The following is a 12,742-nucleotide window of genomic DNA, read 5'->3' as shown; positions in this document are numbered from 1 at the left end:
CTATAAGGAGGTTAAGACATGACTTCGCAGCCTTTTGTGGCGATGAACCAAATCGAGAAATCATTTAACGGCGTCCCAGTTTTAAAGAAAGTGACGCTGGAAGTAGAAAAAGGGGAGATTCATGCCTTGCTTGGGGAAAACGGCGCCGGCAAATCGACGCTGATGAATATTTTAGGCGGCGTCCACCAACCGGACAGCGGGCAGATTTTCATTGAAGGCAAACAGGTAAATATGGCGAACCCGCATATTTCCCAGGCGCATGGCATCAGCTTCATCCATCAGGAGCTGAATATGGTCAATGATTTGAAAGTGTATGAAAACATGTTTCTAGGTTCAGAAATTCGCAACAAGGCCGGATTTTTGAACGTGGAAGAAATGTGCCGCCAAACGCGTGAGATCTTGGCGGAACTGGGCGTGTTCCTCAATCCGAAAGAATATGTGCGCAATCTCGCCACGTCCTATAAGCAATTGATCGAGATTTCAAAAGCGCTGCTGCATAAATCGAAGCTGATCATCATGGATGAACCGACGACATCGCTCGCGGAACATGAAGTGGGCCGGCTGTTCGAATTGATGCGCAACTTGAAGAAATCGGGCGTATCCATCATTTATATTTCCCATAAATTAAAGGAAATCCAAGCGGTATGCGACCGCTACACCGTGCTGCGCGACGGCCAGCTAGTGAAGACGGATGGCATGCAGAGCGGAAATTTAGAGGAAATCACCAAGCTGATGGTCGGCAAAGCGATTTCACAGGAGCGCTTTGTCCATGAGCACGAATTTGGCGAAATGGCTCTGGAAGTCGAGCGCTTAAGCAGCCCTGGCTTATTCCAGGACATCGACTTTACCGTCCGAAAAGGCCAGATTGTCGGGTTTACCGGGCTTGCGGGAGACGGCCGGACGGAGCTGTTTGAAAGTTTATTCGGCTACCGCAAAAAATACACGGGCACCATCAAAGTGAAGGGCAAAGCGATGAAAATCACCCATCCGCGAACGGCGCTGCAGGCTGGCATGGGCTATGTGCCGAAAGACCGTAAAGAAAATGCCATCATCAAAGATTTGAGCGTCGTCCATAATATGAGCTTGTCATCGATGGGCAATTTTGAGCGATTGGGTTTCATCCAAGACAAGCGGGAGCTGGAAAAGTTCAGCAGCTATAAAAAAGCCTTGAACATCAAAGTAGCTAATCCACGCATCACCATCGACAAATTGAGCGGCGGCAACCAGCAGAAAGTGATCATCGCCAAATGGCTTGAAGCGGATACCGATATCTTGATTTTCGACAACCCGACACAAGGCATCGACGTCGGCGCAAAACAGGAAATCTATCAGGAGATCCTAGAACTCGCAAAACTGGGCAAAGCGATCATCATCCTGTCATCAGAAGCCCCTGAAGTGTTGCGCATATGCCATGTCATCAACGTCATGTACCACGGGGAAATCACGGCCAGGTTTATGGGCGATGAGACAAACGAAGAAGAAATCATGCATTATGCCACAGGCGCGAAAAGGGAGGGAGAGCACATTGGATAATATCAACACAAAGGAATACAGCCCTGAATCTCCAAGCATGAAAAGCAGGCTGTCCTGGCTATGGTCGGAATACAGCGTCATCATTGCGTTCATCATCATTTTCATCGCTGCTTCCGTGATGAATCCAAGATTTCTCGATATCAACAACCAATTGAACATCCTCATGCAAGTGTCGATCATCGGCATCATTGCGCTTGGGATGACGGTCGTCATGCTGTCAGGCGGCATTGATTTATCGGTCGGCTCTGTCCTGGCGCTCGCCGGCGTCATTTCCGTCTTGGCATTGAACGCATCCGGCAGTATTTTAATCGGCGTGTTCACGGCCTTATTGGTCGGGGCATTCGCCGGATTCCTGAATGGCCTGATGGTCGCGAAAGGCAGGATCGCGTCGTTTATCGCTACGCTCGGCATGATGGCCGCGGCCCGTTCGATCGCACTGTATATTGCAGAAGGCGGCAGCGTCTCGGGCGAAGTGAGCGGATTCACCGCCATCGCCAATAACAATGTATGGATTTTTGATTTGCCGGTGCTCATTTTCTTCGCCATGGCCGTGCTGATTTATATCGTCATGCACAAAACACGGTTCGGCAGGTACGTCTATGCGCTCGGGTCGAATGAAAAAGCGGCGATGCTGTCCGCTATCCGTGTGGACCGCATCAAAATCGGCGTCTATACGCTGATCGGGATGCTTGTCGGAGTCGCGGCGGTCATTGAAACGTCCCGGTTGAACTCGATTTCGTCTTCAAGTTCCGGGGCGCAATATGAACTTGACGCCATTGCAGCTGTCATCATCGGCGGCACGCGCATGACAGGCGGGCGCGGCAAAATCATCGGCACGATTTTCGGCATCTTGATCTTGGGCATCCTCAACAATATGATGAACTTGATGAATGTTTCGCCCCATCTGCAGGGCTTTGTCAAAGGCTTGATCATCATCATTGCCGTCGTGTTCCAAAAAAGAGAATAGGAGGAGATTGCATGGGCATCAAGGTAGGCATCATTGGCTGCGGGGCCATTACGAAAATGCGCCACGCGCCGGAATATACAGCGAATCCATATGTGGATGAAATCGTCTTTTACGACCGCAATCTCCACCGTTCCGAAGCGATGGTCGAATTGTTCGGCGGGCGGAATGTGGAAAGCGTCGAGGAATTGTTCAACGACCCCGAGATTACAGCCATCAGTGACTGCTCTTCGAATGAACACCATCATTTGTTCTCGACACAAGCGCTGTTGAGCGGTAAGCACGTGCTGTGTGAAAAACCGATTTCCTTGACGGTCGATCATGCCAAGGAAATTTTAGCGGCACAGAAAAAATCCGGCAAGAAATTGATGGTCGACCACAATCAGCGCTTTACGCGCGCGCATCAAAAAGCACGCGAAATCCTCGCTAGCGGAGAGCTCGGGAAAGTCTTGACTTTCCGCACTGCTTTCGGGCATTCGGGCCCAGAATCCTGGGGCATCAATAAAACGAAATCAACATGGTTCTTCAAAAAGGAGCGCTCGGGCTTCGGTGTCGGCGGCGACCTTGGCATCCATAAAATCGATTTGCTGCATTACCTGCTCGATGATGAAATCATTCAAGTGAGCGCCTTTCAGGGAGCTTTGCATAAAACGGATGAAAACGGCGAGTCGATTGAAGTATGCGACAATCTTGTCTGCAGCTTGGCGACGCAAAAAGGGCGTCTCGGAAACGCCGCCTTCTCCTGGACCTATTACGGGGAAGAGGACAACAGCACCGTTGTTTATTGTGAGAAAGGCATCATGAAAATCTACCATGATGACGAGTATCAGCTGGAACTCATCATGGAATCCGGCGAGAAAGTGAACTACCAGCTGGAAGCGATCCAAACGAATGACAACCAGACTCCGAGCGGCGTCATTGATGCATTCGTCGATTCCATCCGCCTGGACCAGGAGCCGATCGTTACGGGAGAAGATGCCTTGAAATCACTGAAAGTCATTTTGGGCATCATGGAAGCAGCCGACACCAAGCAAGTGGTCACTATCGAAAAAGAGTCTCTCCTTTATCAATAAGGAGAGACTCTTTAGTTTGTCGAGAAAGTTAAAGCCGTATTTTCCGAAGCTTATCGCTCGCTTTCCGTGGGCTCGCGTTCAAGCCTCCTCAGTCGCTGTGCTCCTTGCGGGGTCTCGGTCGTCTCGCTGATCCACAGGAGTCGAGCAAACGCTTCTCCAAATACTTAGGTAGAACATTGATCTTAAAATGTAGAATAAGTGATTTTCTTTTTATGCATAGTGAATCACTAATTTCTTCAACACTCTTCTTTCATTTCGCTCATGGTTTGAAACGGTTGAGTGAGAAGGGAGCGATGTCGAATTCGGTGTGGCCGTCTATTGCCAATTGGCTCAACACTTCGCCCATGACGCTGCCGAATTTAAAGCCGTGGCCGGTAAAGCCGCAGGCGAAAATGACGTGCTCGTTGTCCGGATGGCGGTCGATGATGAAGTTATGGTCGTCCGAGACGGTGTATAAACAAGTTTTGCCTTGTTTCAATTCTCCGCTCGCTTCTGGCATATACAGGTCCAGGAATCTTCTTAGGTCGCCCTCATCAAATTCGTATTGCCCGAAGTTCTGGGTTTGTTCGTCCGGGTCGATTGGCTGCCCGCCATCCGAGCGTCCGACTTTTACGCCAGCGCCGTCGATGCTCGGGAAGCCGTAGAACATCATCTCGGGACCTTCCACAAAAAAACCGGGAAATTGATCGGCATTGTACATCTCCGGTGCTTCAAACCAGCCGACCGCTTTGCGCGTCGGTTGGATCGGCAATTGCAGGTCTGGTAGCAGCTTCTTCGCCCATGCACCGGCTGTGACGATCACTTTTTCAGCATAGAAAACACCTTGCGCGGTCGAGATTTTCACGCGATCCCCGTCCTGTATATCGATGTGTTGGACGGGTGTATTCGGCACATAGTGAACGCCGTTTTCGAGCGCCAGTTTCTTATAGGCACGGATGGCATTTTCGCTGTACAACACGCCTGCTTGTGCTTCAAAGCAGCCGATGAAATGCTCGGGCACTGTGAAGCCCGGCCATCTTTCTTGAATCGCGCCGCTGCTTAATATTTCGAGCGGCAAGCCGTAGCTATTGGCGGCTGCAATGCTTTCGAGCAGAAAAGGGGAGTCTTCCGGGCCAAGCCCGATAACACCGGTCTTATCGAACACTTTGTAGCCGGTCTGCTTCTCCAAGTCTTCCCATAATTGCTGCGCGCGCAACACTAACCTAACGTAATGCCTGCCTTCCCCGTAGGCGTGGCGGATCAACCGGGTATCTCCGTGATGGCTGCCGTTCGCATGGGGCGGGTCGAATGCATCGATCACCAATGTCTTCTTGCCTTGCTGTGCCAAAAAGGCGCCGGCGGCCATGCCCATCGTGCCGGCACCGACGATGGCGACATCAAAAACAGTTTCCTCGCTCATCTTGTGTTCACTCCGCTCTTGTATTGGATGCATGCCGCCCGGTGGAACCCGGCAGCAATGGAATATTAAATTGATGGTATGCAATATGGCAGGCTTTGTCAATTTCCTCCTGAATTTTTATACGAAATTTTGATTTATTTTCAAAAAAGGGTTTGACAGCAGGGGCTATCTCAAATACTATCGTTAATATGTTAAAAAAATTAAATAACTTATCCAGAGAGACTGAGGGACAGGCCCTATGACGTCCAGCAACCATCATGTTCATGAGAGGTGCTAATTCCTGCAGAATGTGTTCATTCTGAGAGATAAGAAATTGGTCGAAGCCTCTTTCCTATTGAAAGAGGCTTTTTTGCATCCAAAAGGAGGGCAGGCACTCTACACAAGGCGGAAAGTCCAGCCCTATCATAAAAAAACTACACACCAAAAGGAGCTTGAATTATGAAAAGAAACGCTTATCTATTCGCTACTGCCTGTTTAGTAGGTCTTGCCGGAACACTTGCCGGCTGTTCATCGGAAGAGACGGCGAACGCTACAGGAGACCAAGTGATCCGCGTCGGAACGCAAAACGACTATCCGCCTTTCGCTTTCGCGGATGATGCCAACCAGCTGACGGGCTATGACGTGGACATGATGAAAGCCGTCGATGAACAATTGGACGGCTATACGTTCGAATACGTCGCCGTACCGTGGGACAGCATGTTCCTCGCGCTCGAGTCGAATAAAATTCAGGCCATTGCCGACCAAGTAGCGAAAACGCCGGAACGCCAAGAAAAGTATTTGTTCACCGATGAATCGTATTTCGCAGCGGAAACGGTCATCGCGGTGAAAGAAGGCCGAGAAGACATTCAGACGATTGAAGATTTGGAAGGAAAAGCGGTCGGGGCTTTGGCAGGCGATTCCTATACTTTATTGCTTGAGGAGTACAACGAAACCGCCGCCGAGCCGATCGAACTGAAATACAGCGAAAGCGGCAACCCGTCGGAAATTCTGCAGGATGTGCAGAACGGGCGCGTCGACGCTTACGTCAATGACCCGATCATGATGAACGCGGTGTTGGAAAAGAATGAACTCGGCGTGGAGATTGTCGGGCAGCCTTTGGTCAATGACGATATGGGCATCGTCTTGAAAGATGAAGAAAAAGGCGAAGAGTTGAAAGCCTTGATCGACCCGATTTTGAAACAGCTGAAAGAAGACGGCACCTTGTCCGAACTGTCCGAGAAATGGACCGGCGGCGACTACATCCCTGAATAAGCTAGCGGAAGGACAGAGACAATGGAAAATTTACTGGACTTGAATTTCTTGATCGAGAGCTTTCCTGCCATTATTTCCAGGCTGCCAATCACGATCGGCATAGCAGTCGGCTCACTGCTTTTGAGTTTAATCATCGGCGTGGCTGCGGCATTGATCAAAATCTACAAAGTACCTGTGCTCAGCGTCATCACGTCGATCTATATCTCCTTTATCCGGGGGACGCCGTTATTGGTGCAGATTTACCTGGTGTTTTACGGGATTCCGAAAATCATTTATTTTCTTCAGAGCGAATACGGCTGGCTTCAGTCGGCGGACGTCAATAGCATCGCACCGGAATTCTATGCCTTGATGGCCTTTTCCATCAATTTGGGCGCGTATTTATCCGAAACGATCCGTTCGGCGATCGAATCGGTCGACCGCGGGCAGTTCGAAGCCGCCAAAGCGATCGGCATGACGCCTGTGCAGATGATGCTGAAGATCGTCTTCCCGCAGGCCTTGACGGTAGCGATCCCGAACCTCGGCAATATGTTCATCAGCACGATCAAAGACACCTCGCTCGTGTTTATCATCGGCGTCATCGATATCATGGGGCAGGCAAAAATCCTCGGCTCCCGTGGCTTGGCGTTCTTTGAAGTGTATATCGCCGTCTCGATCGTCTATTGGATCTTATGCATTGCCGTCGAGCGCTTATTGGTGAAGATCGAGAAGCGTGCACGCAGATATGAAAGAGGGATTGCCTGATGATCAAATTGGAGAAGCTGCATAAATATTACGACCGCCAGCATGTTTTGAAAGGAATCGATTTAACCGTCGAAAAAGGCGAAGTGGTGGCGGTCCTCGGGCCAAGCGGTTCCGGGAAATCGACGCTGTTGCGTTGCATCAATTTTCTCGAAGAGCCGACGAGCGGCATCGTGGAAATCGGCGGAAAGCGGGTGGATGCGGCCACCGCCAAGAAAAAGGAGATCTTCGCGCTCAGGACTGCAACTGGCATGGTCTTCCAGCAATACAACCTGTTCAAGAATCTGACTGTGCTGCAAAATGTCTCCGTCGGTTTGACGAGCGTCAAGCGGATGAAAAAAGACGCTGCTGACAAGAAAGGCATCGAGATGCTCGAGCGGGTCGGCTTGTCTTCTAAATTGAGCCATTACCCTGCGCAATTGTCCGGCGGCCAGCAACAGCGTGTCGGCATCGCCCGTGCGCTTGCTTTGGACCCGGAAGTGCTGTTATTCGACGAACCGACTTCTTCATTGGACCCTGAACTGGTCGATGAAGTATTGGCCACCATACGCCGCGTCGCGGACACCGGAAAAACGATGTTCATCGTGACCCATGAATTGAGTTTCGCGCGGGAAATTTCGGACCGCGTCATCTTTATGGAAGACGGCGTCATTATCGAGCAAGGCACGGCTGAGCAAATTTTCACCGAGCCTGCCGTCGAAAGAACGAAACAATTTTTAGGAAAAGCCGTCCAAGGCTGAGGGAATAAAGTGTAACGACTGAGAGCGGAAGGATGGTTTGGAATGAACCCGATTGAACAGATATTGAACGAGTTCCCGGTCCTGATCGTGGACGGGGCTATGGCGACAGAACTTGAAAACTATGGATGCAATTTAAATGATTCTTTATGGTCAGCGAAAATATTGATGGAAAATCCGGAGTTGATCAAGAAAGTGCATGTGGATTATTTCCAGGCTGGGGCGGATTGTGCCATTACGGCCAGTTACCAGGCGACCATTGAAGGCTATCAGGAGAGAGGGCTGACAGAATCACAAGCGATCGCATTGATCACGAAGTCTGTCGAGTTGGCAACACAAGCGCGCGACGAGTTTTGGGGCGCTGCAGCGGATCGCTCGGACAGGCCGAAGCCTTTAGTGGCGGCATCAGTCGGCCCGTACGGCGCATTTTTATCGGACGGGTCTGAATACCGCGGCGGCTATGCGATTGGCGAAGAGCAATTGGCCGCATTTCATAGAGAGCGAATCCGGGTGCTGGTGGAAGCAGGAGCGGATATTTTGGCGTGCGAAACTTTGCCGTGCCTTGCGGAAGCGAAAGCGATTGTGAGCGTGCTGGAAGAATTTCCGCAGGTGTCTGCCTGGTTTACATTCAGTGCGAAAGATGAGTTCCATATCAGTGATGGGGAGCGGATCGCGGATTGTGCAAAATGGCTCGAGCAGCAATCGCAAGTGGCGGCAATCGGCATTAATTGCACAGCTCCGCAGTTTATCGAATCCTTGATCCAGGAAGTGAAAAGCGCATCTTCCAAACCGGTCATCGTCTATCCAAATTCCGGCGCCACTTACGACCCGGTAAGCAAAACCTGGAGCGAAGAACCGTCAGTTGGTGCGTTTTCAGCCAATTCGAAAGCCTGGCATAAAGCAGGAGCAGATATCATCGGCGGCTGTTGCAGCACGACTCCCGATGATATTGCAGCGATCGCCTCGTGGGCGCGCCAAGGGAAAGCTTCGGAAGTTTAAGGCAGCGCCTGGTGCGGGTGATCGTTCATTTTATAAAACCTAGTTGACAAGTAGGTTTTGAATATAGTCTAATGTGAATAAGCTTTTTTCGCATTACTTCACATTAGGGGCAGCTAGTGGGCCTCCTGATTTTTAAACAGCTGAAGGAGGGATTGCATGAACGAACAATATCCTGTCATCCAAGGGGCGGAAGCCTTCTTTCTGAAAGGCGGCAGCACCGGCATCCTATTGTGCCACGGGTTTCTCGGCACGCCGCAAAGCGTCAGGGAATTAGGCGAAGCGCTCGGCGAACAAGGCTATACGGTTTCCTGTCCGCGGCTGCCGGGCCATGGCACCCATTTCAAGGAGTTGGAACAATTTTCTTATGAAGACTGGTTCCAGAGTGTTGAGCAGGCTTATTTAGAACTCAAACAAGCGTGCACATCGGTCTTTGTCATCGGGCAATCGATGGGCGGCACCTTGAGCTTGGATCTGGCCAGCCGCCATCCTGAAATCCAGGGCATCGCGTTGATCAATCCGGCGATCGACATCCCGCAGTTTGAAACTTACCGCAGCCGCCCGGCCCATGCTTACGTTACAGAAGATGCGCCCGATATCAAAAAAGCGGATGCGGTGGAAATCACTTACGGGCAAGCACCGGTCAAAGCGTATCAGCAATTGCTTGGCTATATGGATGCTGTCCGCGCAAAGCTCGCCGAAGTCCGCTGCCCGGTCGTTTGTTTCCAGTCGCTTGAAGACCATGTCGTGCCGCCAGCCAACACCGACTATATTCTCGGCAAGGTCGGTTCGGATTACGCGTTCAAGCACGAACTCCATAATTCCTATCACATCGCTTCCATGGACCATGAATTGGATTTCATCGTCGCCAAATCCATTGAATGGATCGAACAGGCGCAGGTCTTGCCGGCTGGAGGGCAAGCGTAAACCAAATCGAATTTTAGCATCATGTAAATAAATTCAATTTCTTCAAAATAATGTTGACAAGCCGGATCAAGGGCCGTAACATGAACTTTACAATTTAATCATCTTATCGAGATTGACTGAGGGACTGGCCCTGAGACGTCAAAGCAGCAGACCGCAACGCGGCACTGTGCTAATTCCTTGTACTGCGCGTACAGAGATAAGAGAGGCGATCGAACGTACGAAACCACTCCTCTTCTTGTCGAAAAGAAGAAGGGGTTTTTTTATTACGTTAAAACCAAGTAAACAGGTAAGATAAATTATTTTTTTGGCGAAGGAGGTGCCTTCAATGGACAAATGGTTTTCGAAATACCGTCGGAGCTTGAGCGGCAGATTGGCGCATCAACACTTCGACGCTTCATTGAAAATCTGGGAACTTGGATAGGCTTTTAGGCAGTTGCATACATAATCGAGGCAACATCATTTTTTCAATCATAAGGAGGAACATCGTGAAAAATATCATCTTTTTACTTATCAGTTTAATTGCACTTATCGGCTTGGCCGGTTGTTCCGGCGGCGAAGCGAGTTCGTCCAATGCTGACGGAGATTCAGAACCAGTGGAAGGCGGGGAGCTGAACGTGGCGATCGGCGCAGATCCGAACACGCTGGACTGGATGTATACGGGAGAAAGTGCCGCACGCAAAATCGGCTGGCATATTTATGAAGGTTTGTTTGCCTTAAACCAGGATTTTGAAGCAGTGCCGTTGCTCGCTGAAGATTATGAAGTGAGCGAAGACGGAAAAACCTACACAATTACCTTGCGTGAAGGCGTAAGCTTCCATAACGGGGAACCAGTAACGGCAGAAGATGCCAAAGCGTCCATCGAACGTTGGCTGAAAGTGTCATCTGTCGGCAAGATCACCAACGACCACGTGGAGTCCGTGGAAGCAGACGGCTCGCAATTGACCATTCAATTGAACAAAGCATACAGTTCTCTGCTTTCTGACTTGGCTGCCCCGAAATCGGCTGCAGTCGTCTTACCGAAAGCAATCGCTGAAGCGGCCGGCGAAAAGCCGCTCGACCATGACCAGTATATCGGCACCGGGCCATTCCAGTTTGATTCGTGGAAGCGCGGCGATGAAATCGTCTTGGCCAAATACGACGACTATGCATCTAGAACCGATGAGACAAGCGGTTTGACGGGAGAGAAAAAAGCGTATGTGGATTCGGTCCATTTCAAGATCGTCAAAGACCCTCAAGTGGTGGTCAATGGCTTGAAAACCGGACTTTACGATTTCGGCGATGAAGTTCCGCTCGATTTGTACGAAGTGATCGAAAGCACGCCGAATATCGAAGCTGGCACCGCCACTAACGGCTATACGGTGTTGACGCCGGATAAATCGGAAGCGCCTTTCGATGACTTGCAAGTACGCCAGGCATTGAACGCTGCACTCGATAAAGAAGCGATTGCCAAAGCAACATACGGCAACGAGGAATTTTACGAATTGGACGGCGCTTTGTTCACGCCGAACCAAACCGCCCTGTATTCGGAAGAAAACACAGACGGCTTCCTGTCCTACGATGTGGATGAAGCGAAACGCTTATTGGAAGAAAGCAGCTACGACGGCGAGCCGATCAAAATTATCTTCTCGAGCGATTCCAACGACTATAAGAAAATTGCCGAGATCGCTGAACAGCAGCTTGAAGCAGCCGGCTTTGCGGTCGAGCTGGAATCCTATGAATGGGCAACATACCTTGAGAAATGGGGAGAGGCTTCCAATTGGGATCTCGTTGTCGTCGGATGGTCCCCGTTCTTCTCGCCGAACCAGGCAGGCATGTTGAGCCAGGATTCGAACAGCAGTGGCTGGTATAACAGTGAGAAATGGCAGGAGCAAATCGCCCAGTGGGCACAAGCGGAATCCGAGGAAGAACGACAGCAGATCCTCGCCGGCTTGAACGAAACGCTGTATGAAGAATTGCCGTTTGAAAAAGTGACGAACATCTCGAACTTGAATGCGCGCACAACCGATATCCACGACTATAGCGAATGGTATGGCCCGCGCTTCTGGAATACGTATAAAACAAATTAACGACGAGCCATCAAACAGGATAACTAAGAGAAGAAAATCGTCAGGAACGATGCTGGCGATTTTCTTCCTTTTATGGAGAAGGGGGAACAAGCAATGCTGAACTACACGATTCGCCGGCTGTTGTCGGTGATTCCCGTCATGCTGGTCGTCAGTGTAATCGTCTTTATGATCGTGCATCTGACTCCCGGCAACCCGGCGTTCCTCATTTTAGGGGAGGACAGTTCACCGGAAGCGATTGCTGATTTGGAGCGTGAACTGGGCTTAGACCAAGCGCTTTATGTCCAATTCTTCAATTGGTTTGCACAAGTCATCACGGGGGATCTCGGAACCTCCGTTTACTCTTCGCAATCGGTGACCTCGCTGATCGCCGAGAATTTCGGGCCGACCTTCAGCTTGATGGCGCTGTCGACGGTGATTTTGCTCGTCATTGCCATTCCGGTGGCGATCCTCATCGTCGCGTTGCGCAAGACTGTCTTGGACCCGATTTTCACATCGGTTTCCTTGTTCGGCGTATCGGTCCCGGAATTCTGGCTCGCGACGCTATTGGTGCTCGGCTTCGGCGTCGCGCTGCCGATCTTTCCGGTGGCCGGTTATGTGCCGTTTGCGGAAGGGGCGGATGCATGGCTTCACCATATTTTGCTGCCATCGTTTGTACTGGCGATCGTTGAGGTGGGCATCATCGCCCGGATGCTGCGCGACAGCATGCTCGATTCGGTCAATCAGGATTACATCAAAACGGCGCGCGCGAAAGGCGTAAAGGAACGTGAAGTATTGATGCGCCATGTCTTCATCAATGCCTTGATCCCAACGACCACGGTGCTCGGCGCTACAGTGGCCGGCTTGCTCGGCGGCACAGTCATCATCGAAACTTTGTTCACGATTCCGGGCATCGGCCAGCTCTTGGTCGATTCCATCCACCGCCGCGATTACCCGGTCGTACAGGGAATTGTGTTGTTCATTGCCGGCATTTATGTGTTCGTCAATCTATTGGTAGATCTGCTGTACACATTCCTCGATCCACGCATCCGCTATGATTGACCATTTGGAAGGAGACGAAA

11 protein-coding genes and 2 riboswitches are annotated in these 12,742 nt (G+C 50.7%); of the genes, 10 read left to right on the top strand and 1 reads right to left on the bottom strand.

Translation table 11 applies throughout. The features are described 5' to 3' along the window. Positions 1-18: 18 nt before the first annotated feature. The 3 genes from CW734_RS17805 to CW734_RS17795 are packed head-to-tail and all read left to right on the top strand — an operon-like array spanning position 19 to position 3,570. On the top strand, positions 19-1,533 hold the full coding sequence (locus CW734_RS17805) for a sugar ABC transporter ATP-binding protein (RefSeq protein ID WP_101192059.1): 1,515 nt from the start codon (positions 19-21) through the stop codon (positions 1,531-1,533). Beyond that, positions 1,526-2,500: an ABC transporter permease gene (locus CW734_RS17800; protein WP_232787129.1), complete on the top strand. Its 975-nt coding sequence runs from the start codon at positions 1,526-1,528 to the stop codon at positions 2,498-2,500. The genes CW734_RS17805 and CW734_RS17800 overlap by 8 nt, the downstream gene beginning before the upstream one ends. Before the next feature lie 11 nt (positions 2,501-2,511). Then, a complete protein-coding gene (locus tag CW734_RS17795; RefSeq protein WP_101192057.1) occupies positions 2,512-3,570 on the top strand; it encodes a Gfo/Idh/MocA family protein in 1,059 nt (352 codons plus the stop codon). A gap of 259 nt (positions 3,571-3,829) precedes the next feature. Here CW734_RS17795 and solA read toward each other — a convergent pair whose 3' ends face one another. After that, complete coding sequence (gene solA / locus CW734_RS17790) at positions 3,830-4,969, bottom strand: N-methyl-L-tryptophan oxidase (RefSeq protein WP_101192056.1); 1,140 nt, start codon at positions 4,967-4,969, stop codon at positions 3,830-3,832. Positions 4,970-5,175: 206 nt separating this feature from the next. Further along, positions 5,176-5,281: riboswitch (SAM riboswitch) on the top strand. Between the two features lie 126 nt (positions 5,282-5,407). Here solA and CW734_RS17785 point away from each other — a divergent pair. The 7 genes from CW734_RS17785 (at position 5,408) to CW734_RS17755 (ending at position 12,722) form a co-directional block, all read left to right on the top strand. Further along, entirely contained in the window at positions 5,408-6,220 is an 813-nt protein-coding gene (locus CW734_RS17785; protein ID WP_101192055.1) for a transporter substrate-binding domain-containing protein, read from the top strand. 21 nt (positions 6,221-6,241) lie between these two features. Beyond that, positions 6,242-6,961 (top strand): amino acid ABC transporter permease, encoded by a 720-nt coding sequence (locus tag CW734_RS17780; protein ID WP_101192054.1) that lies wholly within the window; start codon positions 6,242-6,244, stop codon positions 6,959-6,961. Then, positions 6,961-7,698, top strand: coding sequence for an amino acid ABC transporter ATP-binding protein (locus CW734_RS17775; RefSeq protein WP_101192053.1), 738 nt, complete (start codon positions 6,961-6,963; stop codon positions 7,696-7,698). The genes CW734_RS17780 and CW734_RS17775 overlap by 1 nt, the downstream gene beginning before the upstream one ends. Before the next feature lie 42 nt (positions 7,699-7,740). Continuing rightward, on the top strand, positions 7,741-8,694 hold the full coding sequence (gene mmuM, locus CW734_RS17770; protein WP_101192052.1) for a homocysteine S-methyltransferase: 954 nt from the start codon (positions 7,741-7,743) through the stop codon (positions 8,692-8,694). Positions 8,695-8,850: 156 nt separating this feature from the next. Continuing rightward, positions 8,851-9,618, top strand: a complete 768-nt coding sequence (locus tag CW734_RS17765) for an alpha/beta hydrolase (RefSeq protein WP_101192051.1) — start codon at positions 8,851-8,853, stop codon at positions 9,616-9,618. 100 nt (positions 9,619-9,718) lie between these two features. Next, positions 9,719-9,821: riboswitch (SAM riboswitch) on the top strand. A 282-nt stretch (positions 9,822-10,103) separates the two neighbouring features. After that, positions 10,104-11,684, top strand: a complete 1,581-nt coding sequence (locus tag CW734_RS17760; protein WP_101192050.1) for an ABC transporter substrate-binding protein — start codon at positions 10,104-10,106, stop codon at positions 11,682-11,684. 93 nt (positions 11,685-11,777) lie between these two features. Then, positions 11,778-12,722: an ABC transporter permease gene (locus CW734_RS17755; protein WP_101192049.1), complete on the top strand. Its 945-nt coding sequence runs from the start codon at positions 11,778-11,780 to the stop codon at positions 12,720-12,722. The last annotated feature ends 20 nt before the right edge of the window (positions 12,723-12,742 follow it).

It is taken from the genome of Planococcus sp. MB-3u-03 (assembly GCF_002833405.1).
Classification (GTDB): domain Bacteria; phylum Bacillota; class Bacilli; order Bacillales_A; family Planococcaceae; genus Planococcus.
The sequence above is the reverse complement of the archived record's forward strand: the minus strand, read 5'-3'. Positions and strand labels throughout refer to the sequence as shown.

Coding starts and splice junctions, on each gene's coding strand:
- mmuM (WP_101192052.1), top strand. CDS start 7,741: ATGAACCCGATTGAACAGATATTGAACGAGTTCCCGGTCCTGATCGTG.
- CW734_RS17805 (WP_101192059.1), top strand. CDS start 19: ATGACTTCGCAGCCTTTTGTGGCGATGAACCAAATCGAGAAATCATTT.
- CW734_RS17795 (WP_101192057.1), top strand. CDS start 2,512: ATGGGCATCAAGGTAGGCATCATTGGCTGCGGGGCCATTACGAAAATG.
- CW734_RS17775 (WP_101192053.1), top strand. CDS start 6,961: ATGATCAAATTGGAGAAGCTGCATAAATATTACGACCGCCAGCATGTT.
- CW734_RS17765 (WP_101192051.1), top strand. CDS start 8,851: ATGAACGAACAATATCCTGTCATCCAAGGGGCGGAAGCCTTCTTTCTG.
- CW734_RS17755 (WP_101192049.1), top strand. CDS start 11,778: ATGCTGAACTACACGATTCGCCGGCTGTTGTCGGTGATTCCCGTCATG.
- solA (WP_101192056.1), bottom strand. CDS start 4,969: ATGAGCGAGGAAACTGTTTTTGATGTCGCCATCGTCGGTGCCGGCACG.
- CW734_RS17780 (WP_101192054.1), top strand. CDS start 6,242: ATGGAAAATTTACTGGACTTGAATTTCTTGATCGAGAGCTTTCCTGCC.
- CW734_RS17785 (WP_101192055.1), top strand. CDS start 5,408: ATGAAAAGAAACGCTTATCTATTCGCTACTGCCTGTTTAGTAGGTCTT.